The organism is Streptomyces netropsis (assembly GCF_014203545.1).
In the GTDB taxonomy this organism is placed as follows: domain Bacteria; phylum Actinomycetota; class Actinomycetes; order Streptomycetales; family Streptomycetaceae; genus Streptomyces; species Streptomyces netropsis.
The window spans coordinates 251367-275513 of the sequence record NZ_JACHJG010000007.1; the positions used below are offsets into that span (position 1 = coordinate 251367).

At 69.0% G+C, this 24147-nt stretch carries 20 protein-coding genes and 1 pseudogene; 9 read left to right on the forward strand and 12 right to left on the reverse strand.

The window, feature by feature from the left end; genetic code table 11:
• Window positions 1-9 precede the first annotated feature (9 nt).
• The 6 genes from gyrB to dnaA all read right to left on the reverse strand — a co-directional run bounded on the left by gyrB (window position 10) and on the right by dnaA (window position 9506).
• The gene (gene gyrB / locus FHS38_RS18650; RefSeq protein ID WP_184734760.1) at window positions 10-2058 is read right to left on the reverse strand and encodes a DNA topoisomerase (ATP-hydrolyzing) subunit B; all 2049 of its coding nucleotides are present in this window, start codon (window positions 2056-2058) and stop codon (window positions 10-12) included.
• A 464-nt stretch (window positions 2059-2522) separates the two neighbouring features.
• Window positions 2523-3089, reverse strand: a complete 567-nt coding sequence (locus FHS38_RS18655; protein WP_184734762.1) for a DciA family protein — start codon at window positions 3087-3089, stop codon at window positions 2523-2525.
• A complete protein-coding gene (gene recF, locus FHS38_RS18660; RefSeq protein WP_184734764.1) occupies window positions 3086-4210 on the reverse strand; it encodes a DNA replication/repair protein RecF in 1125 nt (374 codons plus the stop codon). Before recF ends, FHS38_RS18655 begins: the two co-directional genes overlap by 4 nt.
• Window positions 4211-4240: 30 nt before the next feature.
• Window positions 4241-5119 (reverse strand): phosphogluconate dehydrogenase (NAD(+)-dependent, decarboxylating), encoded by an 879-nt coding sequence (gene gnd / locus FHS38_RS18665; RefSeq protein ID WP_184735067.1) that lies wholly within the window; start codon window positions 5117-5119, stop codon window positions 4241-4243.
• 272 nt (window positions 5120-5391) lie between these two features.
• A complete protein-coding gene (dnaN, locus tag FHS38_RS18670) occupies window positions 5392-6522 on the reverse strand; it encodes a DNA polymerase III subunit beta (protein ID WP_184734766.1) in 1131 nt (376 codons plus the stop codon).
• A gap of 1070 nt (window positions 6523-7592) precedes the next feature.
• Window positions 7593-9506, reverse strand: coding sequence for a chromosomal replication initiator protein DnaA (gene dnaA, locus FHS38_RS18675; protein WP_184734768.1), 1914 nt, complete (start codon window positions 9504-9506; stop codon window positions 7593-7595).
• A 447-nt stretch (window positions 9507-9953) separates the two neighbouring features.
• On the opposite strand from dnaA, the gene rpmH reads away from it, so the two are divergent.
• From rpmH to FHS38_RS18720, 9 genes and pseudogenes are all read left to right on the forward strand, one after another.
• The gene (gene rpmH / locus FHS38_RS18680; RefSeq protein WP_030059672.1) at window positions 9954-10091 is read left to right on the forward strand and encodes a 50S ribosomal protein L34; all 138 of its coding nucleotides are present in this window, start codon (window positions 9954-9956) and stop codon (window positions 10089-10091) included.
• A 25-nt stretch (window positions 10092-10116) separates the two neighbouring features.
• Window positions 10117-10485, forward strand: a pseudogene (gene rnpA / locus FHS38_RS18685) (ribonuclease P protein component); the annotation flags it as partial.
• A 59-nt stretch (window positions 10486-10544) separates the two neighbouring features.
• Complete coding sequence (gene yidD / locus FHS38_RS18690; protein WP_184734772.1) at window positions 10545-10862, forward strand: membrane protein insertion efficiency factor YidD; 318 nt, start codon at window positions 10545-10547, stop codon at window positions 10860-10862.
• Window positions 10863-10865: 3 nt separating this feature from the next.
• Window positions 10866-11954 carry a membrane protein insertase YidC gene (gene yidC / locus FHS38_RS18695; protein WP_184735069.1) on the forward strand — a complete coding sequence of 363 codons (1089 nt, stop codon included), beginning with the start codon at window positions 10866-10868 and terminating at the stop codon, window positions 11952-11954.
• A 68-nt stretch (window positions 11955-12022) separates the two neighbouring features.
• Window positions 12023-12490, forward strand: coding sequence for a Jag family protein (locus FHS38_RS18700; RefSeq protein WP_229822690.1), 468 nt, complete (start codon window positions 12023-12025; stop codon window positions 12488-12490).
• 219 nt (window positions 12491-12709) lie between these two features.
• Window positions 12710-13426 (forward strand): 16S rRNA (guanine(527)-N(7))-methyltransferase RsmG, encoded by a 717-nt coding sequence (rsmG, locus tag FHS38_RS18705; RefSeq protein ID WP_130878583.1) that lies wholly within the window; start codon window positions 12710-12712, stop codon window positions 13424-13426.
• 279 nt (window positions 13427-13705) lie between these two features.
• Window positions 13706-14758, forward strand: coding sequence for a ParA family protein (locus FHS38_RS18710; protein ID WP_184734776.1), 1053 nt, complete (start codon window positions 13706-13708; stop codon window positions 14756-14758).
• Window positions 14755-15888 (forward strand): ParB/RepB/Spo0J family partition protein, encoded by a 1134-nt coding sequence (locus FHS38_RS18715; protein ID WP_184734778.1) that lies wholly within the window; start codon window positions 14755-14757, stop codon window positions 15886-15888. Before FHS38_RS18710 ends, FHS38_RS18715 begins: the two co-directional genes overlap by 4 nt.
• Before the next feature lie 316 nt (window positions 15889-16204).
• Window positions 16205-16822: a GNAT family N-acetyltransferase gene (locus tag FHS38_RS18720; protein ID WP_130878580.1), complete on the forward strand. Its 618-nt coding sequence runs from the start codon at window positions 16205-16207 to the stop codon at window positions 16820-16822.
• 139 nt (window positions 16823-16961) lie between these two features.
• Here the strand turns inward: FHS38_RS18720 and trxA are convergent, their stop codons facing one another.
• From trxA to murJ, 6 genes are all read right to left on the reverse strand, one after another.
• Window positions 16962-17291, reverse strand: coding sequence for a thioredoxin (gene trxA, locus FHS38_RS18725; protein ID WP_184734780.1), 330 nt, complete (start codon window positions 17289-17291; stop codon window positions 16962-16964).
• Between the two features lie 46 nt (window positions 17292-17337).
• Window positions 17338-18306, reverse strand: a complete 969-nt coding sequence (gene trxB, locus FHS38_RS18730) for a thioredoxin-disulfide reductase (RefSeq protein ID WP_184734782.1) — start codon at window positions 18304-18306, stop codon at window positions 17338-17340.
• Window positions 18307-18423: 117 nt separating this feature from the next.
• Window positions 18424-19365, reverse strand: coding sequence for a zf-HC2 domain-containing protein (locus FHS38_RS18735; RefSeq protein WP_184734784.1), 942 nt, complete (start codon window positions 19363-19365; stop codon window positions 18424-18426).
• Window positions 19362-20051 carry an RNA polymerase sigma factor SigM gene (gene sigM, locus FHS38_RS18740; protein ID WP_184734786.1) on the reverse strand — a complete coding sequence of 230 codons (690 nt, stop codon included), beginning with the start codon at window positions 20049-20051 and terminating at the stop codon, window positions 19362-19364. The genes FHS38_RS18735 and sigM overlap by 4 nt, the downstream gene beginning before the upstream one ends.
• Before the next feature lie 30 nt (window positions 20052-20081).
• Window positions 20082-21773 (reverse strand): protein kinase family protein, encoded by a 1692-nt coding sequence (locus FHS38_RS18745; RefSeq protein WP_184734788.1) that lies wholly within the window; start codon window positions 21771-21773, stop codon window positions 20082-20084.
• A 109-nt stretch (window positions 21774-21882) separates the two neighbouring features.
• The gene (gene murJ, locus FHS38_RS18750) at window positions 21883-24111 is read right to left on the reverse strand and encodes a murein biosynthesis integral membrane protein MurJ (RefSeq protein WP_184734790.1); all 2229 of its coding nucleotides are present in this window, start codon (window positions 24109-24111) and stop codon (window positions 21883-21885) included.
• Window positions 24112-24147 lie beyond the last annotated feature (36 nt).

The following is a 24147-nucleotide window of genomic DNA, read 5'->3' on the forward strand; positions in this document are numbered from 1 at the left end:
CCGACAGGCTCAGATGTCGAGGAAGCGGACGTCCTTGGCGTTGCGCTGGATGAAGGAGCGCCGTGCCTCGACGTCCTCGCCCATGAGCACCGAGAACAGGTCGTCCGCCTGGGCCGCGTCGTCCAGGGTGACCTGGCCGAGCACGCGGTGGTCGACGTCCATCGTGGTGATGCGCAGCTCCTCGGCGTTCATCTCGCCGAGACCCTTGAAGCGCTGGACCGAGTCGTCCTTGATCCGCTTGCCGTTCTCCCGGCCGAGCTGGATGAGCGCGTCGCGCTCGCGGTCGGAGTAGGCGTACTCGAAGTCGTCCCGGCCCCACTTGATCTTGTACAGCGGGGGGCGCGAGAGATAGACGTGCCCGGCCTCGACCAGCGGCCGCATAAAGCGGAAGAGGAAGGTGAGCAGCAGGGTGTTGATGTGCTGGCCGTCGACGTCGGCGTCCGCCATCAGAATGATCTTGTGATAGCGGAGCTTCGAGATGTCGAAGTCCTCGTGCACACCGGTGCCGAAGGCGGAGATCAGCGCCTGGACCTCGGTGTTCTGCAGGATCTTGTCGATCCGCGCCTTCTCGACGTTGAGGATCTTGCCGCGGATCGGGAGGATCGCCTGGTACTGCGGGTTGCGGCCGGACTTGGCCGAGCCGCCGGCGGAGTCACCCTCGACGATGAAGATCTCGCACTTCGTCGGGTCGTTGGACTGGCAGTCGCTGAGCTTGCCCGGCAGCGACGCCGACTCCAGCAGCCCCTTGCGGCGGGTCAGATCGCGGGCCTTGCGGGCCGCCACACGGGCGGTCGCGGCCTGGATCGACTTGCGGATGATGTCCGCGGCCTCGTTGGGGTTGCGGTCGAGCCAGTCCGTGAGGTGCTCGTGTGCGACCTTCTGGACGAAGGTCTTCGCCTCGGTGTTGCCGAGCTTCGTCTTCGTCTGGCCCTCGAACTGCGGCTCACCGAGCTTGACGGAGATGATCGCGGTCAGACCCTCGCGGATGTCCTCACCCGTGAGGTTGTCGTCCTTCTCGCGGAGCAGCTTCTTGTCGCGGGCGTACCGGTTGATCAGACCGGTCAGGGCCGCGCGGAAGCCCTCCTCGTGCGTACCGCCCTCGTGGGTGTGGATGGTGTTGGCGAAGCTGTAGACGCCTTCGCTGTACTGGCTGTTCCACTGCATCGCGATCTCGACCGAGAGCATGCGCTCCTTGTCCTCGGCCTCGATGTCGATGACGGTCGGGTGGATCAGCTCGCCCTTGCGCGAGTTGAGGTACTTCACGAAGTCGACGATGCCGCCCTCGTAGTGGTAGTCCACCATGAGGGGCTTGCCCTCTTCGTCGACGTGATCGGCGCGGGTGTCCGTCAGCGCGATCCGCAGGCCCTTGTTGAGGAACGCCATCTCCTGGAAGCGCCGCGACAGCGTCTCGAAGGAGTACTCGGTGGTCTCGAAGATGTCGCCGTCGGCCCAGAAGGTGACGGAGGTGCCCGTCTCGTCGGTCGCCTCGTTCTTCTGGAGGGGGGCCGTGGGGACGCCGAGCTTGTAGTCCTGCGTCCAGCGGTAGCCGTCGGTCTTGACCTCGACCGCGACGCGCGTCGACAGGGCGTTGACGACCGAGACGCCGACGCCGTGCAGACCACCGGAGACGGCGTAGCCGCCGCCGCCGAACTTGCCGCCCGCGTGCAGGACTGTCAGCACGACCTCGACGGCGGGCTTTCCCTCGGAGGGGACGATGCCGACCGGGATGCCTCGGCCGTTGTCCACGACGCGCACACCGCCGTCGGGAAGGATCGTCACATCGATGGTGTCCGCGTGACCGGCCAGCGCCTCGTCGACGGAGTTGTCCACTACCTCGTACACAAGGTGGTGCAGGCCGCGCTCACCGGTCGAGCCGATGTACATACCGGGCCGCTTGCGGACCGCGTCCAAGCCTTCCAGGACGGTGATCGCGCTGGCGTCGTACGACGCCGTCTCACCGCCGGGGGCGCCCGTTGGGGCGCCCTCGCTCTGAGAAGGGGTGGTGTTCTCGTTGGGGTTGCCGGAATCGGCCACGAAGCGCCCTTTCTGGCACAGCACAGGCCTTCCCCGGTCTACGGCGGGGAGACCCCACCCTGGGCAGGCAGGAGAGGCTGCGTCGTTCTGCGTTGGTCGGCATGTCCCGCGAGCCGGCGGGATTGCTACCAGTCTACCGGTAGCGCTGACATGAATGGGGGTTTGGCGGTGCCTGAGTCCGCATGTGCCGCCCTGAACCGGCATCAGCCGACTCCCTATATGGGCCCTGGGGCTCCAAGAGGCTCACAGCGGCACTCAGCGCTTCCGAGTGTCAACCACCCGCTACCGTGAGCGCAGTCTCAGGTCGGGGTGCGGCGGTTCGGCCGGGGACGGGCAGTGACGGCATCCCCCGGACACCGCTCGCCCCGCCCGATATCAGGGGCCTCAAGCGTCAACGCGGACGTCAATACGGCTCGCCGCCCCACCCGTCCGGGCGGCGGCGGCCGACGGCTGAATACAGCGGGTCCGGCAGTGGTCCGGTGGCCCCGTCAGCCGTACGTGTCGCCCGGGCCGGTGCTCCCGGGGGCGCGCAGCGGCCCGTACCGGCGGGCGGGACCGCCCGGCCCCAGCACCTTGATCATCTTGACCGTGCCCTGCCCCAGATCGGCGTTGAGCCGGGCCACCAGCTGCGGGGCCAGCAGCCGCAGCTGCGTCGCCCACGCCGTCGAGTCGCACTGGACGGTCAGCACCCGGGCGTCCTCGTCGTACTTCTGCGGCTCGCAGTGCAGCGCCACCTCCGGGCCCACGATCTGCGGCCAGCGGCCCATCACGCCGCCCACCGCCGCAGGTGTCTCCCAGCCGCGCTCGGTGATAAGCCGGTTGATCGCGGCGCCCAGCGACAGCGGGTCCCGGCCGTCGGCGCGGGCGCCGGAACGCAAGCCCCCGCGGCGCGCCTGCTTCTTCTGCTGGGCCGCGTTGCCGCGCGCCCGTGCCTGTTCCTTGGCGGCGCGCAGCGCCACCCGCGCCAGATCGACGCCGGAGTGCTCCGGTGTCTTCGGCTGCTGCGGCGACGGATCCCCCGCCGTCCCCGGCGCCTCGGGTCGCTGCTCGCTCATACCCGCTCGACCGAACCTTCCGAGACCGCGTACCGCGCGCCCACCAGGACACCCGGCACGTCGTCGTCCACCGCGGCCGTCACCAGCACCTGCTCGCCCTGGGCGACCAGCTCGGCCAGCCGCTCCCGGCGTCTGGCGTCCAGCTCCGCGAAGACGTCGTCCAGTACCAGGATGGGCTCATTGCCCTCGGAGCGCAGCAGCTCGTACGAGGCGAGCCGCAGCGCCAGGGCGTACGACCAGGACTCGCCGTGGCTCGCGTACCCCTTGGCGGGCAGTTGCCCCAGGCGCAGCAGCAGATCGTCGCGGTGCGGGCCGACGAGCGTGACCCCGCGCTCGATCTCCTGCTTGCGGGACTCGGCGAGCGCGGCGAGCAGCACCTCGTACAGCTCCTCGCGGCTGTGCGCGCCCTCGCTGCCGGCCGGACCGCGGTAGTCGAACGCGACCGGGCCGCCGCCGGGCGCCAGCTGCTCGTACGCCTTGTCGGCGAGCGGGCGCAGCGTGGCGATCAGGTCGAGCCGCTGTGCCAGCAGTTCCCCGCCGACGCGGGCGAGGTGCTGGTCCCAGATGTCGAGCGTGGAGAGGTCCAGTCCGCGGCCGCCGTGCCGACGGGCCATGGCCGCGGACTTCAGCAGGGTGTTGCGCTGCTTGAGGACGCGCTCGTAGTCGGAGCGCACGCCCGCCATCCGCGGGGAGCGCGCGGTGATCAGCTCGTCGAGGAAGCGGCGGCGTTCGCCGGGGTCGCCCTTGACCAGTGCGAGGTCCTCGGGCGCGAACAGCACCGTGCGCACGATGCCGAGCACGTCACGGGGTCTGACCTGCGAGGATCGGTTGATGCGGGCCCGGTTGGCCTTGCCCGGGTTCAGTTCCAGCTCGATCAGCTGCTGCCGCTCGCCCTGGGTGACGGCGGCCCGGATGATCGCCCGCTCGGCCCCCATCCGCACCAGCGGCGCGTCGGAGGAGACCCGGTGGCTGCCGAGGGTCGCCAGATAGCCGACGGCCTCGACGAGATTCGTCTTGCCCTGGCCGTTGGGCCCCACGAAAGCGGTGACGCCCGGGTCGAGCGGGACCTCGACCCGGGCGTACGAGCGGAAGTCGGCCAGCGACAGATGCGATACGTGCATGGTTGCGAGCCGACCTCCCCCGGCTACCGCTTACTTCTTGTTCTCGACCGCGTGGCCGCCGAACTGGTTGCGCAGCGCGGCGATCATCTTCATCTGCGGGGAGTCGTCCTGGCGGGACGCGAAACGGGCGAAGAGCGACGCGGTGATCGCGGGCAGCGGCACCGCGTTGTCGATCGCGGCCTCCACCGTCCAGCGGCCCTCGCCGGAGTCCTGCGCGAAGCCGCGCAGCTGGTCCAGGTGCTCGTCGTCGTCCAGGGCGCGGACGGCCAGGTCGAGCAGCCAGGAACGGATGACCGTGCCCTCCTGCCAGTTGCGGAAGACCTCGCGCACGTCGGTGACGGAGTCCACCGCCTCCAGCAGCTCCCAGCCCTCGGCGAAGGCCTGCATCATCGCGTACTCGATGCCGTTGTGGACCATCTTGGCGAAGTGGCCCGCGCCGACCTTGCCCGCGTGGACGGCGCCGAGGTCGCCCGCCGGCTTGAGCGCGTCGAAGATCGGCTGAGCCTTCGCCACGTCCTCGGCGTCGCCGCCGTACATCAGGGCGTAGCCGTTCTCCAGGCCCCAGACGCCGCCGGAGACACCGCAGTCCACGAAGCCGATGCCCTTGGCGCGGAGCTCCTCGGCGTGCTTCTCGTCGTCCGTCCAGCGGGAGTTCCCGCCGTCGACGACGACGTCGCCGGGCGACAGCAGCTCGCCGAGCTCGTCGATGGTGGACTGGGTCGCGGCACCGGCCGGGACCATGACCCAGACGACGCGCGGACCCTTCAGCGAATCCACAAGCTCCTTGAGGCTGTGGACATCCGCGAGGTCCGCGTTGCGGTCGTATCCGATGACGGTGTGGCCTGCACGGCGAATGCGCTCGCGCATGTTGCCGCCCATCTTGCCGAGACCGACGAGACCGAGCTCCATCATGATCCTCTATGCCGTAGTCGTTGCGTTTCGTACCTGACCTGAGCCCGAGCCTACGCCCGAGGGTTCGTGCACACCTGTGGGCTCAACCGCTCACCGGATGGAACGGGCCGGTGGTGACGGTAGGCCCCGTCACCACCGGCCCGAAAAGCATCCGCGCCGAGCTTATGACCCGGCTCAGCCGGGGAGTGGCACCGGCATTCTGCGGCACTGCGAGGGGCGACCCTCGCGCTCCCCACCGGTGGGCCACCGCGCCGGGCGCGTCACCCGGCTCAGCCGGAGAGGCGCACCGGCATGATCAGGTACTTGTACGCCTCGTCCGCCTCGGCGTCCAGCGCGGGCTTGCCGCTGAGCAGCGCCGGCTTGGTGGAGGTGGTGAAGGACAGCTGGGCGACCGGCGAGTCGATCGCGGACAGGCCCTCGAGCAGGAAGCCCGGGTTGAAGGCGATCGAGATGTCGTCGCCCTCGAGCCGCGCGTCGACCCGCTCCACAGCCTGTGCATCGTCGCTGGAACCGGCTTCCAGGATCAGCACGCCCTGCTCGAAGCTGAGCCGCACCGGGGTGTTCCGCTCGGCGACGAGGGCCACGCGCTTGACGGCCTCGACGAAGGGGGCCGTCTCGATCACCGCGACGGAGTTGAACTCGGTCGGGAAGAGCGTGCGGTACTTCGGCAGGTCGCCCTCGAGCAGTCGCGTGGTCGTACGGCGACCGGCGCCCTCGAAGCCGATGAGGCCCTCGCCCGCGCCGGAGCCGGACAGGGCGATCGAGACCGTGTCGCCGCCGCTGAGCGACTTGGCGGTGTCGAGCAGCGTCTTGGCGGGCACCAGGGCGACAGCGGAGATGTCCGGGGTCTCGGGCTTCCACATGAACTCGCGGACCGCGAAGCGGTAGCGGTCGGTGGAGGCCAGCGTGACGGTGTCGCCCTCGATCTCGATCCGCACACCCGTGAGCACCGGCAGGGTGTCGTCACGGCCGGCCGCGATGGCGACCTGGGCGGCGGCGGAGGCGAAGACCTCGCCCGGGACGGTGCCCGTGGCGGTCGGCATCTGCGGCAGCGCCGGGTATTCCTCCACAGGCAGTGTGTGGAGTGTGAATCGCGAGGAGCCACAGACGACGGTGACCCGCACGCCGTCCGTGGAGATCTCCACAGGCCTGTTGGGAAGTGCGCGGCAGATGTCGGCGAGCAGCCGGCCGGAGACGAGGACGGTGCCGTCCTCCTCCACATCCGCCTCGACCGAGACGCGGGCCGAGACCTCGTAGTCGAAGCCGGAGAGGCTCAGGGAGCCCTCCTCCGCCTTCAGCAGCAGGCCCGCGAGGACGGGCACCGGCGGACGGGCCGGGAGGCTGCGGGCCGCCCAGGCCACTGCCTCCGCGAGTACATCGCGCTCCACCCGGATCTTCACCGGAACCGCCTCCTGCTTGTTGCTGGCTCGCCCTGCTGGCGTCGTTCGTCGGCTGAGTTGCCGGAGACCAGTCTGACGCACGCCACCGACAGTCGGTGCGGCTCGGGGTCAAGTCGAGCCGAGGGCCGGGCCACGGTCCGCGGCCGAGTTGTGCACAGGACCCACTTCGAAACCATTTCCCCGCTAGAACTCTGTGGTCGTAGTAGTAGGGGCTGTGGAAACGGTGGAAAACTGCCTTTGCCCAGGTCAGCACCGTTTTTTTGTCCACCGGGCCTGTGGGTGGAGGCGGTGGATAAACAGGGTCTTCTGTGGACCGCGGAAAGTTCTGCACACCCGGTGCACAGGCAGGGCCCACTTCTCCCCAGGGCCGTCCCCAGTTTTACCCACGTTCCCCACAGCCCAACCCGGCACCTTGGTGTGACGCCTTTCACTCGGCGCGGTGACCTCGGGCGTTTCGTTGCCGAACAGTGGACAGGGGTGTGGAAACCCTGTGTACAACAGTGATCTTCCTGTGGGCGGTCGGTGGACAACGGTCGGGACCCCTGTGGGTGATCCCGTCGTCCACAGGCTGTGGAATCCCGTCGGCCACAAATCCACACCCCTCTGACCTCCCCTGATGGCCTATCAACAGGGCTGCCTGTGGACATGATCTGGATAACTCATGAGTCCCCAGGGTGTGGACGGTGGGTCGGGCGCGAATCTGTGGAGAACCGGCACCCGAGGGTCCGTATTCGAACAGGTCGATGGGTGCGGAGGGCCTCCGGACGGCTTCCGGAGGCCCTCGAGAGGGCTCCCGGCAGGGCGAAACGGCGCTTCGGGCACCCTCCGAGGGTGCTTCCGGGCGCGATTTCCGGGTGCGTCGGCGTTCGGCTGAGGGCCTCTGACAGAACTCCACACAGCACTTCCCCACAGAACATTCACCGTCGGCTCGTCGGCTCGTCGGCTCGTCGGCTCGTCGGCTCGTCGCGCTGTCGCGCCCGGGACCGTCCGCCACAGCGCGAAGGGCCCGCTGACGCCCCCGTAGATGCCTACGGGCGCGTCAGCGGGCCCTCGTGCGGCTGTGGTTCCGGTCAGCCGTTCTTGATGCGGTTGGTCAGCTCGGTGACCTGGTTGTAGATCGAGCGCCGCTCGGCCATGAGCGCACGGATCTTGCGGTCCGCGTGCATCACGGTCGTGTGGTCACGACCGCCGAACTGCGCGCCGATCTTCGGCAGCGACAGGTCCGTCAGCTCTCGGCAGAGGTACATCGCGATCTGCCGCGCCGTCACCAGCACCCGGCTGCGCGAGGCTCCGCACAGGTCCTCGACCGTGTGCCCGAAGTAATCGGCGGTCGCGGCCATGATGGCGGGGGCCGTGATCTCCGGCGAGGCGTCCTCGCCGCCCGGGATCAGGTCCTTGAGGACGATCTCGGTGAGCCCGAGGTCGACGGGCTGCCGGTTGAGGCTCGCGAAGGCGGTGACGCGGATCAGCGCCCCCTCCAGCTCCCGGATGTTGCGCGAGATCCGGGAGGCGATGAACTCCAGGACCTCCGGCGGGGCGTTCAGCTGCTCCTGCACGGCCTTCTTGCGCAGGATCGCGATCCGGGTCTCCAGCTCCGGTGGCTGGACGTCCGTGATCAGGCCCCACTCGAAGCGGTTGCGGAGCCGGTCCTCCAGGGTCACCAGCTGCTTGGGCGGCCGGTCCGAGGACAGCACGATCTGCTTGTTGGCGTTGTGGAGGGTGTTGAACGTGTGGAAGAACTCCTCCTGCGTCGACTCCTTGCTCGCGAGGAACTGGATGTCGTCGACCAGCAGGATGTCCATGTCGCGGTAGCGCTTGCGGAACGCGTCCGCCTTGCCGTCGCGGATGGAGTTGATGAACTCGTTGGTGAACTCCTCGGAGCTCACGTAGCGCACCCGCGTGCCCGGGTAGAGGCTGCGTGCGTAGTGCCCGATGGCGTGCAGCAGGTGGGTCTTGCCCAGTCCCGACTCCCCGTAGATGAACAGGGGGTTGTACGCCTTGGCCGGCGCCTCGGCCACGGCCACCGCGGCCGCGTGCGCGAAGCGGTTGGACGCGCCGATGACGAAGGTGTCGAAGAGGTACTTCGGATTCAGCCGCGCGGTCGGCTCGCCGGGGCCCGACGCGGGCGCGGGCTGGGCGGAGAGCGGACCGGGCTTGGGCGGGCCGCCCTGGCCGCCGCCGCGGGAGTGGCTGTCGGGCAGCTCACGGCGCTGCTGCTCGTACGGGCGCTCGGGCGCACCGGAGCGGTAGTCCGACTGCTGCTCGTACGGCTTCTGCTGCTCGTAGGGGGACGGGGAGTGCTGCTGGCCGTGCTGCGAGGCGTACGGGTCGCGCTCGCCCTCCTGGAAACCGCCGAGCCGGGGCTGCTGCCAGCCGTAGTCGCCGCGGTCCTGCGCCGGCGGGCCGGGCGGGGCCGAGTGACGCGGCCAGGCGCCCGGGTCGGTGCGCTGCTGCTGGTAGTCCGGGTAGGCGGGGCGGACGGACGGCAGCTCCTCGGCGGGGGACTGGCGGCCGTAGCTCTCACGGCCGTCGTAGCCGCCGTGGTTGTCGTAGTTCTCGTAGGCGTCGCGGCTGTCACGGCTGTCACGGCCGTCGTACGCGTCGCGGACGCGGTCCGCGGAGTCGTCGTAGCGCGACTGCTGTCGGTCCTGCCGGTCCTGGTGCTGGGGGGCGGGCGCCTGGGCGGGCGGCTCGCCGGCGGAGTCGTCGACGGTGATCGCGATCCGGATGGGGCGGCCGCACTCGCGGCTGAGGGTTTCGCTGACGATCGGGGCGAGCCGGCCCTCGAGGACGCCCTTGGCGAATTCATTGGGCACGGCGAGCAGCGCGGTGTCGGCCACCAGCGCGAGCGGCTGACACCGCTTGATCCAGTGCTCGTCCTTGCTCTCCACGCCCCCTTGGCCGCCTTGGCCCCGCCCCTCTCCGAGGAGCTGTTCGAGCACGCGCGGCCACACTGCGGCAAGATCGGCAGGCAGGTCAGCCACAGGGCACGCTCTCTCAGTCACTGGGGGCGCCCCTGGAGTCCCACGAATGTGTGGTTCTCGGGACGGGCGGGAAGGATTCGGAGTTCAGTCACGGTAGTCAGGGCGAGGCGCACGGTTCAAGTCGTTGTCCACAGGGTGTGTACAAATGTGCCATGAGGAGGGGCCTCGCGCGGCATGAGGCCTGCCTGGCGACTTCCCGGCCCGCGGGAGGCTACGGTGTATCCCTGGTGCGCTGCCGGTTTGACCGGATGGCGTAACCGCGCGTACCGTGACCAGGTCGAGTTGTCGATGGCTGCTGCCGCCTGCCTCCGATGGGCAAGGGCCGCGTTCTTATCGGGATCGTGGTCATGAAGCGGTGCACTTGGGCGTATTGCGAGCTTCTCGTGGGCGCACGGTGACAGCCAGGCGGTGTCCCGCCATCACACGATTCATTTCTGGAGCCCCCGAGTGAGCAAGCGCACCTTCCAGCCGAACAACCGCCGCCGCGCGAAGACCCACGGTTTCCGCCTGCGCATGCGTACCCGTGCCGGCCGCGCGATCCTCGCGGCTCGCCGTGGCAAGGGTCGCGCAAGCCTGTCGGCCTGATCAGCCTGACGTCAAGGTCCATGACGTGCTGCCTTCCGAGTCTCGGCTGAGGCGGCGCGAGGACTTTGCGACCGCGGTTCGCCGAGGACGCAGGGCCGGGCGCCCGCTCCTCGTCGTCCACCTTCGTAGCGGTACAACGGACCCGCACACGCCTGAGGAGAATCCTCCTCAGGCGCGTGCGGGTTTCGTCGTGAGCAAGGCCGTCGGCGGTGCCGTCGTCCGCAATCTGGTCAAGCGGCGTCTGCGCCACCTCATGCGTGACCGGCTGGATCTTTTGCCCGCCGGTAGCCTGGTGGTGGTGCGGGCCCTGCCAGGTGCGGGTGAAGCGGACCACAGCCAATTGGCCCGTGATCTCGACACTGCGCTGCAGCGGCTGCTGGGAGGGGCACCGCGAAGCAATCCCCCGGGGGGCGACCCCCGGAGCCCCGGACGAGAACCGGGAGGGAGCGCACAGTGAAGTACCCGCTGCTCTGGTTGATCAAGATTTACCAGTGGACCATCAGCCCGCTGCTGGGCCCGGTCTGCAAGTACTACCCATCGTGCTCGCACTACGGCTATACGGCCATCGACGTGCATGGCGCGGTCAAAGGGACGGTGCTGACGGCCTGGCGCATCCTGCGCTGCAACCCGTGGTCGCTCGGTGGCGTCGACCACGTCCCTCCCCGGAAGCGTCCGGTCTGGCATCAGCGGCTGAGGGGCCGCCTGGGTGGGCATCCCGCTGTGGATCCCGCCGCACAGCCCGAGACTCAGCCCAACGCCCAAGGAGCCTGAATGTTGGACACGATCCTCGGTCCTCTTTATTACGTTGTTTCCTGGATCATCGTCCAGTTCCACACGCTGTACAGCCTTGTCTTCGACAAGGACAGCGGCTGGGCGTGGGGTCTGTCCATCGTCTCGCTGGTGGTACTGATCCGTATCTGCCTGATCCCGCTCTTCGTGAAGCAGATCAAGGCGACGCGGAACATGCAGGCGCTCCAGCCGAAGATGAAGGCGATCCAGGAGCGCTACAAGAGCGACAAGCAGCGCCAGTCCGAAGAGATGATGAAGCTCTACAAGGAGACGGGCACCAACCCGCTCTCGAGCTGTCTCCCGATTCTGGCCCAGTCGCCCTTCTTCATCGCGCTGTACCAGGTGCTGAACCACATCGCGCAGGGCAAGGTCGTCGGTGTCATCGACGCCGAGCTGCTGGAGAGCGCCCGTAACGCGCACATCTTCGGCGCCCCGCTCTCCGTGAAGTTCATGGACAGCGCGGCCAAGGTCGAGGCCCTCGGCGCCTCCCTCACCGATGTCCGCGTGGTCACGGTCATCATGATCGTGCTGATGTCGGCCTCGCAGTTCTTCACCCAGCGCCAGCTGATGACGAAGAACGTCGACCTCACGGTGAAGACGCCGTTCATGCAGCAGCAGAAGATGCTGATGTATGTCTTCCCGATCATGTTCGCCGTCTTCGGTATCAACTTCCCGGTCGGTGTCCTGGTCTACTGGCTGACCACCAACGTGTGGACCCTGGGCCAGCAGATGTTCGTCATCCGCCGTAACCCCACTCCGGGCAGCATCGCCTTCACCCAGCGCCAGGAGCGGCTGCGGGCCAAGGGCAAGATCGTTGAGGCCCCGGAGGAGATCGAGGCGAAGAAGGCCGCCGAGGCCGCGCGCGCCAACCGTCAGCAGCCCAAGCGGCAGCCGAAGGCCAAGCGCCAGCTCGCGGGCACCGGCACGCAGACGTCCACCGGAGACGAGAAGACTTCGCTGGAGAAGAAGCAGCCCGAGGGCACCAAGCCCAAGCCGGCCGGCGGCTCGCGCAGCGCCAAGTCCGGGCAGCGCAAGGGCGGCCCGCAGCGGCCCAAGCACCCGACCAAGAAGTGATGAAGGAGTCCACTGTGACGGACACACAGCGTGAGACCGGTGCGGCCGCTGCTGAGGGCACCGACACCATGTCCCGCCTGGAGCAGGAAGGCGAGATCGCGGCCGATTACCTCGAGGGTCTGCTGGACATCGCCGACCTCGACGGGGACATCGACATGGACGTCGAGGCCGATCGCGCCTCGGTGTCGATCATCAGCGACTCGACCAGCCGTGACCTCCAGAAGCTGGTGGGCCGTGACGGTGAGGTGCTGGAGGCGCTCCAGGAGCTGACGCGTCTCGCGGTGAACCGGGAGACCGGTGACCGCAGCCGTCTCATGCTCGACATCGGGGGCTTCCGCGCCCGTAAGCGCGAGGAGCTCTCCGAGCTGGGTGCCAAGGCCGCCGACGAGGCCAAGAGCACCGGTGAGCCGGTGAAGCTCGACCCGATGACTCCTTTCGAGCGCAAGGTCGTCCACGACGCGGTGGCCGCCGCCGGACTGCGCAGCGAGTCCGAGGGCGAGGAGCCCCAGCGCCGAGTGGTTGTACTCCCGGCCTGACCCGGTTCCCACTTCCAGGTGTGTACGGCCCCGTCTGCTCGCAGGCGGGGCCGATCCTTGTCAGGCTGATAGTCAGACTCTGATCTTCTCGTCAGACACTGATCTTCAGAGACTTTCGCTGCGCAGCCACCATGGGTGTGCGGCAGCTTTTGGTGTGCAGGGGCTTCCCGACCGTGTGCGGGGCCTCTTAGACAACGTCGTACGGAAGGACGGTTCCCCGTGGAAGAGGCAGCGGAGCTCCCCCCCGCGCCCCCCGAGGCGCAGGCGGTATTCGGCGACCGCTTCCCGGAGGCCGTCCGCTACGCGGAACTGCTTGCCGACGCGGGCGTGAAGCGCGGCTTGATCGGCCCCCGTGAGGTCCCGCGACTCTGGGAGCGGCACCTGCTGAACTGCGCGGTGCTCTCCGAGGCCGTGCCGGACGGCGTCTCGGTGTGCGACGTGGGCTCGGGTGCCGGGCTGCCGGGCATCCCGCTGGCGCTGGTCCGCCCCGACCTCCAGATCACGCTTCTGGAGCCGCTGCTGCGCCGTACGACCTTCCTCCAGGAAGTCGTCGAGCTGCTGGGCCTGGACCATGTCACGGTCGTGCGTGGCCGGGCCGAGGAGATGCTCGGCAAGGTGCAGCCGGTGCATGTGGTGACGGCGCGTGCCGTGGCCCCGCTGGACCGGCTGGCCGGCTGGGGAGTGCCGCTGCTGCGTCCGTACGGCGAGATGCTCGCCCTCAAGGGCGATACGGCCGAGGAGGAGCTCAAGGGCGCCCGGGCGGCGCTGAGCAAGCTCGGGGTCGTCCGTACGTCGGTGCTGCAGGTCGGTGAGGGCATCGTGGATCCGCTGTCCACCGTGGTGCGGGTCGAGGTCGGGGAGAGCCCGGGCGGTGTGCGCTTCGCGGCCAAGCGCGCCAAGGCGGCGCGGGTCAGCCGGACGCGTCGCCGTCGCTGATCCGAGGTAGCTGTTGCCCGGGTCGCCAGGCCGGTGACTCGGGCAATGCTCCATACAAGCTGCCAAAACTACGCATAACGGAGTGTCGTCGCGGGGTAGCGGTGTGTGCGGTGCATCGTGTTTCACGTGAAACGCCGCTCCCTGCTCAAAGGAATCATCGGCCGTGGCCGTGCGGCCGCACCGCGCGACCGCCGTCCGGCCCACGACGCGGGTTTGTCCACAGGTGACGTGGATTCATCCACAGGAGAACGGGCCTCGCTGGTTCACGACCCCGAAAGCATGGCAGGCTCTGTTTATTGCGAGCCTGATGTCGAGGAGAGTGAATCCTTGCGGTCCGACGCCAACATCGCGGGGCCGATGGCCGACCCGGTCCCCGGTCCCCGTCCCGCCGACTCCGAGCTAGGGGCTGCCCCCGGTCCCCTGGCTGCCGGGGAGGTCGTTTCACGTGAAACGCCACCTCCCCCGATGCCCAGGCCGGAGCAGACCCGGGTGATGGTGGTCGCCAACCAGAAGGGCGGGGTGGGCAAGACCACCACCACCGTCAATCTGGCGGCCTCTCTGGCGCTGCACGGCAACCGGGTGCTGGTCGTCGACCTCGACCCCCAGGGGAATGCCTCCACGGCGCTGGGGATCGACCACCATGCCGATGTGCCCTCGATCTACGACGTCCTCGTGGACAGCAAGGCACTCTCCGATGTGGTGCAGCCGGTCGCCGATGTGGAGGGCCTGTTCTGCGCGCCCGCCACGATCGACCTCGCCGGTGCCGAGATCGAGCTCGTCTCGCTCGTAGCCCGGGAGAGCCGCCTGGACCGGGCGATCAAGGCCTATGAGCAGCCGCTGGACTACATCCTTATCGACTGCCCGCCCTCGCTGGGCCTGCTGACGGTCAACGCACTGGTCGCCGGAGCCGAGGTGCTGATCCCGATCCAGTGCGAGTACTACGCGCTGGAGGGCCTGGGCCAGCTGCTGCGCAACGTCGAGCTGGTGCGGGGGCATCTCAACCCCAAGCTCCATGTGTCGACGATCCTGCTCACCATGTACGACGGCCGGACGAGGCTCGCCTCGCAGGTGGCCGACGAGGTGCGGACCCACTTCGGCAAGGAGGTGCTGCGTACGAGCATCCCGCGCTCGGTCCGTATCTCCGAGGCGCCCAGCTATGGGCAGACGGTTCTGACGTATGACCCGGGTTCCAGTGGTGCGCTGTCCTATCTGGAAGCGGCCCGGGAGATCGCGCTGCGGGGGATCGGCGTGCACTACGACGGCAGCAGGGCCCATCTGGTGGGCCGCCAACATCAGCAAGACCAGCACAGCATGTCGGAGGGGCTTCAGTGAGTGAGCGACGTAGGGGACTGGGCAGAGGGCTCGGTGCCTTGATTCCGCCGGCGCCGAAGGGATCGGACAACGGCGGTTCCGCTGTGGTGTCCGGCGCGACGTCGTCGACCGTGGTGCCGGTGCTGACGGCCGAGCGGGGGGTGGCCGCCGCGAAGGTGACCACGCTTCCGATGGATGAGGTCTCCGGCGGGTCCGCGAGGGGGGCGTCCGTTTCACGTGAAACGGAGAATCGGGTCCCTGCGGCAGCCGATGTGCCCGCAGTGGAGGAAGCGGCCGGGGCGCACTTCGCCGAGCTGCCCCTCGACTCCATCACGCCCAACCCTCGCCAGCCCCGGGAGGTCTTCGACGAGGACGCTCTCGCCGAACTGGTCACCTCGATCCGTGAGGTCGGGCTCCTCCAGCCGGTGGTCGTACGGCAGCTGGCGCCGGAGCGCTACGAGCTCATCATGGGTGAGCGCAGATGGCGGGCGTGCCGTGAGGCCGGACTGGAGAAGATCCCCTCCATCATTCGGGCGACCGACGACGAGAAGCTGCTGCTCGACGCGCTCCTGGAGAATCTGCACCGGGCCCAGCTGAATCCGCTGGAAGAGGCCGCCGCCTACGACCAGCTGCTCAAGGACTTCAACTGCACCCACGACCAGCTGGCGGACCGGATCGGTCGTTCGCGTCCGCAGGTCTCCAATACGCTGCGGCTCCTTCGGCTGTCTCCGGCCGTGCAGCGTCGGGTCGCGGCCGGGGTGCTGTCCGCCGGACACGCCCGGGCACTCCTCTCGGTCGATGACTCGGAGGAGCAGGACCAGCTCGCCCACCGCATCGTCGCCGAAGGGCTTTCGGTCCGCGCGGTCGAGGAGATCGTGACCCTGATGGGCTCGCGGTCGAAGGGCTCGGCGAAGTCGAAGGGCCCTCGGGCAGGGGGCCGGGTTTCCCCGGCGCTGACCGATCTTGCTTCTCGGCTGTCGGACCGCTTCGAGACCCGGGTGAAGGTGGACCTCGGGCAGAAGAAGGGAAAGATCGTCGTCGAGTTCGCCTCGATGGACGATCTGGAGCGGATCCTCGGGACGCTGGCCCCGGGTGAGGGACGCGTCCTGGAGCAGAAGCTCACGGGTACGGAAGAGGGCGACGCGGAGTAGAGCACCTTCGCGGGCGTCGCTTCGGCGATCGTTTCAAGGGCGGGTCGTGTTTCACGTGGAACACGACCCGCCCTTTGCCATGTCCAGCTATCCGGTCAATCGCCGCGCGGATACCATGCGTTGAGGTATGGCACATCCACGTTGGACACAGTTCACGGAGGGACGGCGCCATGCGAACGGTGAACCGGGCCGGACTGGTGGCAACAGGATTGGGCCTGGGGGCAGTCGGCGGCTTCGTCGGCAGCCTCTTCAGGGAACGCAGTGCGTTGCACGCAGCCCGGGGTATGGCTCGCGAAGGAAGTGAGGTTCTGGCTCCATGGGGCGTCGGCTCGTACCGCTCACGCTGGACAATCTCCCGGATCTCCCCAAGCGCTGTCGCGCCTGTGTCTTCTGGGAGTTGGACCCCGTCAGCGGTGAGGCCGCGCTGAGGGCCGGACGTCCGGAGCTGGAGAAGGAAGCCTGGATCTCCGCCGTGCTGCTGGAGTGGGGCTCCTGCGGTCGGGTGGTGTACGTCGACGATGTGGCCGTGGGCTTCGTCCTCTACGCACCGCCGGCCTATGTGCCCCGGTCGACGGCCTTCCCCACGAGCCCGGTCGCGGCGGACGCCGTTCAGTTGATGACCGCGTGGCTGATGCCGGGCTATCAGGGCCAGGGGCTGGGCCGTGTGATGGTGCAGACCGCGGCCAAGGACGCGCTCAGGCGTGGCTTCAAGGCGATCGAGGCCTTCGGCGACGCCCATTGGTCGGAGCCGGCGTGTGTGCTGCCCGCCGACCATCTGCTGGCCGTGGGCTTCAAGACGGTACGGCCGCACCCGCGCTATCCCCGGCTGCGGCTGGAGCTACGAACGGCGCTCTCCTGGAAGGAGGACGTCGAGCTGGCACTGGACCGGCTGCTCGGGGCGGTCCAGAAGGAACCCGCACTGCGGCCGCTCTAGAGCTGACCGCCCGCGAGCTCGACGAAGACGCCGATGGGCCCGCACCTCGGAGGAGGTATGGGCCCATCGGCGTGCTGCTGCTGTTTCACGTGAACCGCTGTTTCACGGCAGTGGCTGTTTCACGTGAAACAGCCACTGCTTACTTGGCGCTGATGAAAGCGTCGAGGTCGCGCTCGAGGGCGACCTTCGGCTTGGCACCGACGATCGTCTGGACGACCTCGCCGCCCTGGTAGACGTTGAGCGTCGGGATCGACATGACGCCGTACTTCGCGGCCGTGGCCGGGTTCTGGTCGATGTTCAGCTTGACGATCTCGATCTTGTCACCGTGCTCGGCGGCAATCGCCTCCAGGGACGGGGCGATCTGGCGGCACGGGCCGCACCACTCGGCCCAGAAGTCCACGAGGACGGGCTTGTCGCTCTTGAGGACGTCCTCGTCGAAGGTGGCGTCGGTAACGGTCTTGAGAGCCACGGAGGTCTCCTTACATCTTCTCTGCGTGGGGCGGGGTGGGGGCGGGTCAGGCGGTCTGCTCGGGCTCTCGGACGCTGTCGCCGTCCGAGAGGGAGGCGAGGTACCGCTCGGCATCCAGGGCGGAGGAGCAGCCCGTGCCGGCAGCGGTGATCGCCTGGCGGTAAGTGTGGTCCACGACGTCGCCCGCGGCGAACACGCCGGTGAGGTTCGTGCGCGTCGAGGGGGCCGAGACCTTGAGGTAGCCCTCGTCGTCCAGGTCCAGCTGGCCCTTGAACAGCTCGGTGCGCGGGTCGTGACCGATCGCGATGAACAGACCGGTCACCGGCAGCTCGGAGGTCTCACCGGTCTTGAGGTTGCGCAGCGTCAGCCCGGAGAGCTTGTTCTCACCGTGGATCTCCGCGACCTCGCTGTCCCAGACGAAGGAGATCTTGGGGTCTGCGAAGGCACGCTCCTGCATCGCCTTGCTGGCGCGCAGGGCGTCACGGCGGTGCACGACGGTGACGGACTTGGCGAAGCGGGAGAGGAAGGTGGCCTCCTCCATCGCCGTGTCGCCGCCGCCGATGACGGCGATGTCCTGGTCCTTGAAGAAGAACCCGTCACAGGTGGCGCACCAGGAGACACCGCGGCCGGAGAGCTCGTCCTCGCGGGGCAGACCGAGCTTGCGGTGCTGGGAGCCGGTGGTGACGATCACGGCCTTGGCACGGTGGACGGTGCCGGCGGAGTCGGTGACCGTCTTGATCTCGTCACTGAGGTCGACCGCGATGACGTCGTCCGGGATCAGCTCGGCGCCGAAGCGCTCGGCCTGGGCCCGCATGTTGTCCATCAGGTCGGGGCCCATGATGCCGTCACGGAAGCCGGGGAAGTTCTCCACATCGGTCGTGTTCATCAGCGCGCCACCGGCCGTCACGGCGCCCTCGAAGACCAGCGGCTTCAGCGAGGCACGGGCGGTGTAGAGCGCGGCCGTATAGCCCGCAGGCCCGGAACCGATGATGATCACGTTGCGGACGTCGCTCACGGGTGTCTTCCTTGTCTCTGCCGACTGCTGTCTGGGGTCCTGATGGGGTTCACCCCACCCAACGGATCCTACGGGGCGAGCATTCCCGTCAGGCGACAGCTCACGTGGAGAGACGGCTCAACTACGCGGCACGGTCTGGTTCGCCAGCACCTTTCCGGGCGACGAGGGCGAGGCAGTGACGCAGGTGGCGGAGACCACATAAGCGTCGACGAGTGCCTCGTTCTCGGGGTGCGGGAGGACGAGGAGGTAGGCCTCTTCGCCCTTGTACCGCTCCGGATGCGCGGCCAGGATCGCCTCCGAGCGCTTGGTGCCCTGCTGTACACAGGCAGGGGCGGTGGTGCCGGAACCGAACAGCGTCGTGTTGGGGGAGTTCGGAGCGCTCATCCCCCGCGTCTCGGCGTTCTCCGTGCCCTTTTGCGTCTCCAGCAGTTCGCTGACGCGCGTCTTCAGTTCACCGGAGCCGAGGACGATCGCCGTCGGGGACGGCGCGGCCTTGGGGGCGTCCGCTTGATCGTCGCTCCCACTGTTGAGCACGAAGAAGCTGCCCGCGCCGAGCACGGCCGCCGCACAGGCGGAGCCGAGCAGTACCTTCGGCCAGCGGCGGGCCCGACGGCCGCGCGGCCCGGAGGACGGGGGCGTCTGCCGACCGGGGCCGGTCGTGGCGCGAGGCCGGGCCGGGGGGCGGTCGTCCGTTTCACGTGAAACGGACACGGGACCACTCATCACGGTTTCACGTGAAACGAGGTCCCCCACGCTCTCCGTGTTGTCCACACCCTCCACGGTGGACGGGGTCGCAGGAACGGTGGCCGCGAGGAGCGCTTCGGCCGCAAGTGCCGCGTCGATCCGGCCGGCGACATCCGCCGGCATCCGGAGCGGGCCGGGGAGGGTCCCGAGCAGCCCGCGGATCTCGTCCAGCGAGTTCCGGACGTCGTCGCACAGCTCGCAGTCGGCCAAGTGCTCCCGCACATCCGCGGTCCGTGAGGGGGAGAGGACACCCTCGGCGAGTGCGGAGATCTCCGCGACCTCCGGGTGCTCATCCGTGCCGGTCGTTGAAGTCACGCTCGCCCACCTCCGCCCTTCACTGGATCCGCGTCGTTCTGTCCTGCCGGTGGTGGGACGGATGTCCCCTGCGACCGGTTCCTTCCCCCCTTGATGGGTGGGCTACCCCTGCCATCAGGGCGCAGATGGGTGAGCATCGGCAGCAACCGGGCCCGTCCCCGGGCGCATCTGCTCTTCACCGTGCCGGTGGGGACGTCCAGGACCTTTGCCGCCTCGGCGACGGGATAGCCCTGCATATCGACGAGAACGAGGGCGGCACGCTGCTCGGGGGGCAGCGTTGCCAGGGCCTGGAGCAGTTCGCGGTGCAGATCGCCGCGCTCCGCGGGCGCGGCCGCGGACTCATGGGGTTCGAGGAGTTGCTCGAGCCGCTCGGTCTCGGCGAGCGGCGAGGTACGTCGCGAGGCGGCCTTGCGGGCCCGGTCCAGGCAGGCGTTGACGGTGATGCGGTGCAGCCAGGTGGTCACGGCGGACTGCCCACGGAAGGTGTGAGCGGCCCGGTAGGCGGAGACCAGTGCGTCCTGAACGGCGTCGGCGGCCTCTTCCCGGTCGCCGAGCGTACGCAGCGCCACCGCCCAGAGCCGGTCGCGGTGGCGCCGCACTATCTCGCTGAAGGCGTCGGGGTCGCCTTTGACATGCATGGTGAGGAGATCGGCGTCGCTCGCACCGCCATGTGTGACGTCGTCCAACGTCGAGTCCCTCCCCCTGGGGCCTGGCGGCTAACTGGTCACCTTGATTTCCGAGATCTTGCCGCGGTAATCGCCGTCACTGGTCTGCGGAAGGTTCGTCAGCCAGACCAAAACGTACCGCGCCTTGAGGCCCTTGCCCGCCTTGAGATTGACTTCGCTACCGGATCCCTTGGCGACCTTCTTGAAGTCGTCGAGGGAATCGGGCAGGACGTCATCGGAGGAAGCGGACGCCCTCAACTCGACGGACGTGTCACCGCCGAGGAAGGTCACCTTCACATTCCCGACCTGTCGCATCTTGCCCAGGTCCAGAATGATGCCGGCGCCGGGCTTGAGATTGCCGAAGGTGGAGTAGCCCCTGTAGGCGTCGGTCGACCAAGCGGTGTTCGGGTCGCCGTCGTACGCCTTGGGGAGGTCGCGCGGCTTTTCTTGACCATCGCCCCGTGGGTCGAAGTCCTTGGCTCGCTGAATGTCGATCGGCTTGCCGGCATTCCCCTTCGGCATGCCGTCACCCGTCGACTGCGAGTGCTGGTCGTCCTTCGACTCGTCTCCGTCCTTCAGGAGCGTGTCCGCGAGCTGCCAGCTGCCGAGGCCCAGGGCCGCGATGAGAAGGGCCGAGACGCTCCACTTGAGCGCCCTGCCCGTGCGGCTCTGGAGCGGGGGCGGGGGGACGGGCACGGCCTGGGTGGCGCGGCCGGAGTGCTGCGGCGGCTGCCCGTAGGTGCCGCGCTGATAGTTCGTGCGCTGATAGGCCGGAGGAGTGGCGAAGGCCGATTCCGGCGGCCGGATGCGCGGCATCGCGGCGACCGCCTTGGCCAGTTCTTCCGGAGTCGTGCACGGCTGTTCCTGCCGTGACGCGGTGGCCCCGTCATTGACGAGTGCGCGCATCGCGAGCTCGGAGAGGCCTCGGTGGACGCCGGCGCGGACCTGGTCGGGGGCGATGAGGCCGACGCCCTTGGGTAGCCCGGACAGCCCGTGGGCGTTGCTCTCGTAGGGCCAGCGCTGGGTGAGGGCGGCGTACAGCAGGGCGCCGATGGCCTCGGTGTCGGTGCGCTGGGGGTGCTCGGACGTGATCCCCCGGAGGGCAGCCATCACGGCGAGGCCGCGGATCCGGTACTGACCGGACTCGGTACGCAGGACCGAGCCGGGGTGGAGACGCAGATGGGCGAGGCCCTCACGGTGGGCGGCCGCCATGGCCTGGGACACCTGGCTCACGAGCTGGTAGGCGTCGTGCGGCTCCATCGGGCCCGAGGCGAGGAGGGGGGTCAGTTCGGTGGCGTCGGGCAGCCACTCGTGGACGACGTAGACGAGGTCGTTCTCCTCGACGGCGTCGAGGACCTGGACGAAGCGGGGGTCGCCGAGCAGTGCGGCCGAGCGGGCTGCGGCGAGCACCGGGCGGGCCCGCGGGTGGTCCGCCGGCAGCAGGTGGACGCCGACGGCGCGGCGCAGTTTCTCGTCGACCGCACGCCAGCTGCTGAATCCCTCCAGACGGGTGACGCACTCCTCCAAGCGGTACCGCTTGGCGAGCTTGTGACCGCTGTGCAGCTCGGGCGGTTGTGCGGCGCGTGCGGGGCTCTCGGGCTCCGCACGCTCGGTGTCCTTGTGTGTGCCGACCTTGTTCTCGGCCTCCACCCCGTCGGTCGTGGCCTTGTCCGCCTTGGCGGTCAACGGCTTGTCACCGTTGTTGTCAGCCACGTCGACGGCAGCCGTGCTCCGTTCCGCCACCGTCGTTCCTGCCTCCCCATCCGTTGCACGCTGTCCACAGCCACGACAATTGTGCCCACAGTCCGGCGCTATGCACGACACGCGGCGGCGGGCGATGGTTGTGCTCCCGTCAGCGGCCGAGCCGTCCACGGACCATACCGACCATGGCAGTCAGCTCCTCGATGCGCATCCGCTTCGCGGCGATGTAGAACACGATGATCAGGATGAGACCACCACCGGCCAAGGCGGCGAGCGATCCGAGAGCACCGCTGCCGAGAACCTGACCGATTCCGTACGCGATGGCTCCGCCGATCAGGGCGGCGGGGATGCACGCGCCGATGAGGCGGGCGTAGGTACGGACGACGTGCGAGCCGTCCAGGTCGCCGCCCAGGCGGGTACGCAGTCGGCGCCAGGCGACACCGACACCGATGGCGTACCCCAGACCGTAGGCCGCGGCCATGCCGGCCACGGCCCAGCGGGCGGGCAGTACGAAGTAGGCCAGGGTCGAGGCGGCGGCGTTGACCGCGGCGACGATCACCGTGTTGTAGAAGGGGGTCCGGGTGTCCTCGTAGGCGTAGAAGCCGCGCAGGATCACGTACTGGATCGAGTACGGGATGAGCCCGAGGCCGAAGGCCATCAGCACGTAGCCGATGTTGGTGGCGCCGTCCGATCCGGAGCCGGAGAACATCAGCGTGGCCATGGGGAGGCCGAGCGCGAGGAACGCGAACGCGCAGGGCACGATGGCGACGGCCGAGGTGCGCAGACCGTAGGAGATGTCGTCCCGGACGGCGCTGACCTCCCCGTCGTGCGCGGCGCGGGAGATACGGGGCAGGACCGCGGTCATCACCGAGACCGTGATGATGGCCTGCGGCATCTGCCAGAGCTGTAGGGCGAAGTTGTACGCGGTGATGCCGGTGCCGGGGTGGCCGGCCTTGTCGGCGATGTCACCGGCGCGGGTGGCGAGCTGGGTGACGACCACCATGCCGAGCTGGTTGGCGAGGACGAAGAAGAACGTCCACTTGGCGAGGCCCGCGGCCTTGCCGAGGCCGTGGCCGCGCCAGTCGAAGCGGGGCCGGATCCGGAACCCCGCGTCACGCAGGTACGGGATCATCGCCAGCGCCTGGACGGCGAGCCCCAGCAGGGTGCCGATACCGATCAGCCGGACGGCCTCGGGGGAGATGGAGGCGGTGCCGATGCCGCTGGCGGAGGCGGTGCCGAAGACCCAGATGAAGGATCCGAAGGTGGCGATGATGACGATGTTGTTGAGGACCGGGGTCCACATCATCGCGCCGAAGTGGCCGCGCGCGTTGAGGATCTGGCCCAGGACCACGTGCAGGCCCATGAAGAACATGGTCGGGAGGCAGTAGCGGGCGAACGCCACGGCGACGTCCATCTGGTCCGGGTGGGACGCGATGCTCGGCGACATCATCCGGATGAAGAGCGGTGCACCGAGGACACAGATGGTGGTCACGGCACCCAGGAGGACCACGACCAGGGTGAGGAGACGGTTGGCGTAGGCCTCGCCGCCGTCCTCGTCGTTCTTCATCGCCCGCACGAGCTGCGGAATGAAGACCGCGTTCAGCGCGCCGCCGCCGACGAGGATGTAGATCATCGTCGGCAGGGTGTTGGCGACCTGGTAGGTGTCGCTGAGGGTGGCCACGCCGATCGCGGCCGCCATGACGAGGTTGCGGACGAAGCCCAGGATCCGGGAGACCAGGCTGCCCGCCGCCATCAGCGCGCTCGACTTCAGCAGGCTGGAGGCCTTGCCGCCGCCCTTCGGCTTGGCCGCGGGCGTCACCGCCGGTTCCGGCTCGGGGTCCGGGGCGGGGGCCTGCGGGGGCGTCGAGGGGTACTGACCGGGGGACGGGATCTGCTGCCCGGACGGGCGCTGCGGCTCGTACGGCTGCTGCTGGTCGCGGTACAGGTGCGCGAAGGCGTCGCGCTCGGGGCGCTCGTCCGAGGCCTGGCCGACGAGGCCGCCCACTCCGGCGAACTGGGTCGTGGGCTCGTCGCCGTACGGGCGCGCGGGAGCCTCCGGCTGGTGCGGCGGCGCGGGCGCCCACAGCTGGGGGTCGGGACCCTGCTGGGACGCGGGCGGCTGCTGGTAGAGCGGCTGGGTGGGCTGGTAGGGCCCGGCCGCCGGCGGGTTCGCGGCCCGGTCGTAGAGCGCGTCGGTCACCGGGTCCTGCGCGGCCGGGTCGTGCTCCGGGTAGGGGTTGGAGGAGTACGCGTCCCGCAGGTAGGGGTCCTGGGCGTACGGCCGCCCCTGGCGGCCCGGGGCAGGCTGGCGCGGCGGGTACTGGTCCCGCTGCTCACCGCCCGCGCCCTGACCGCGGTCACCGTCGTACGGCGCGTTCATCGCTACCCCACCTCATCGTCCGCGGCCGTCCGGCCC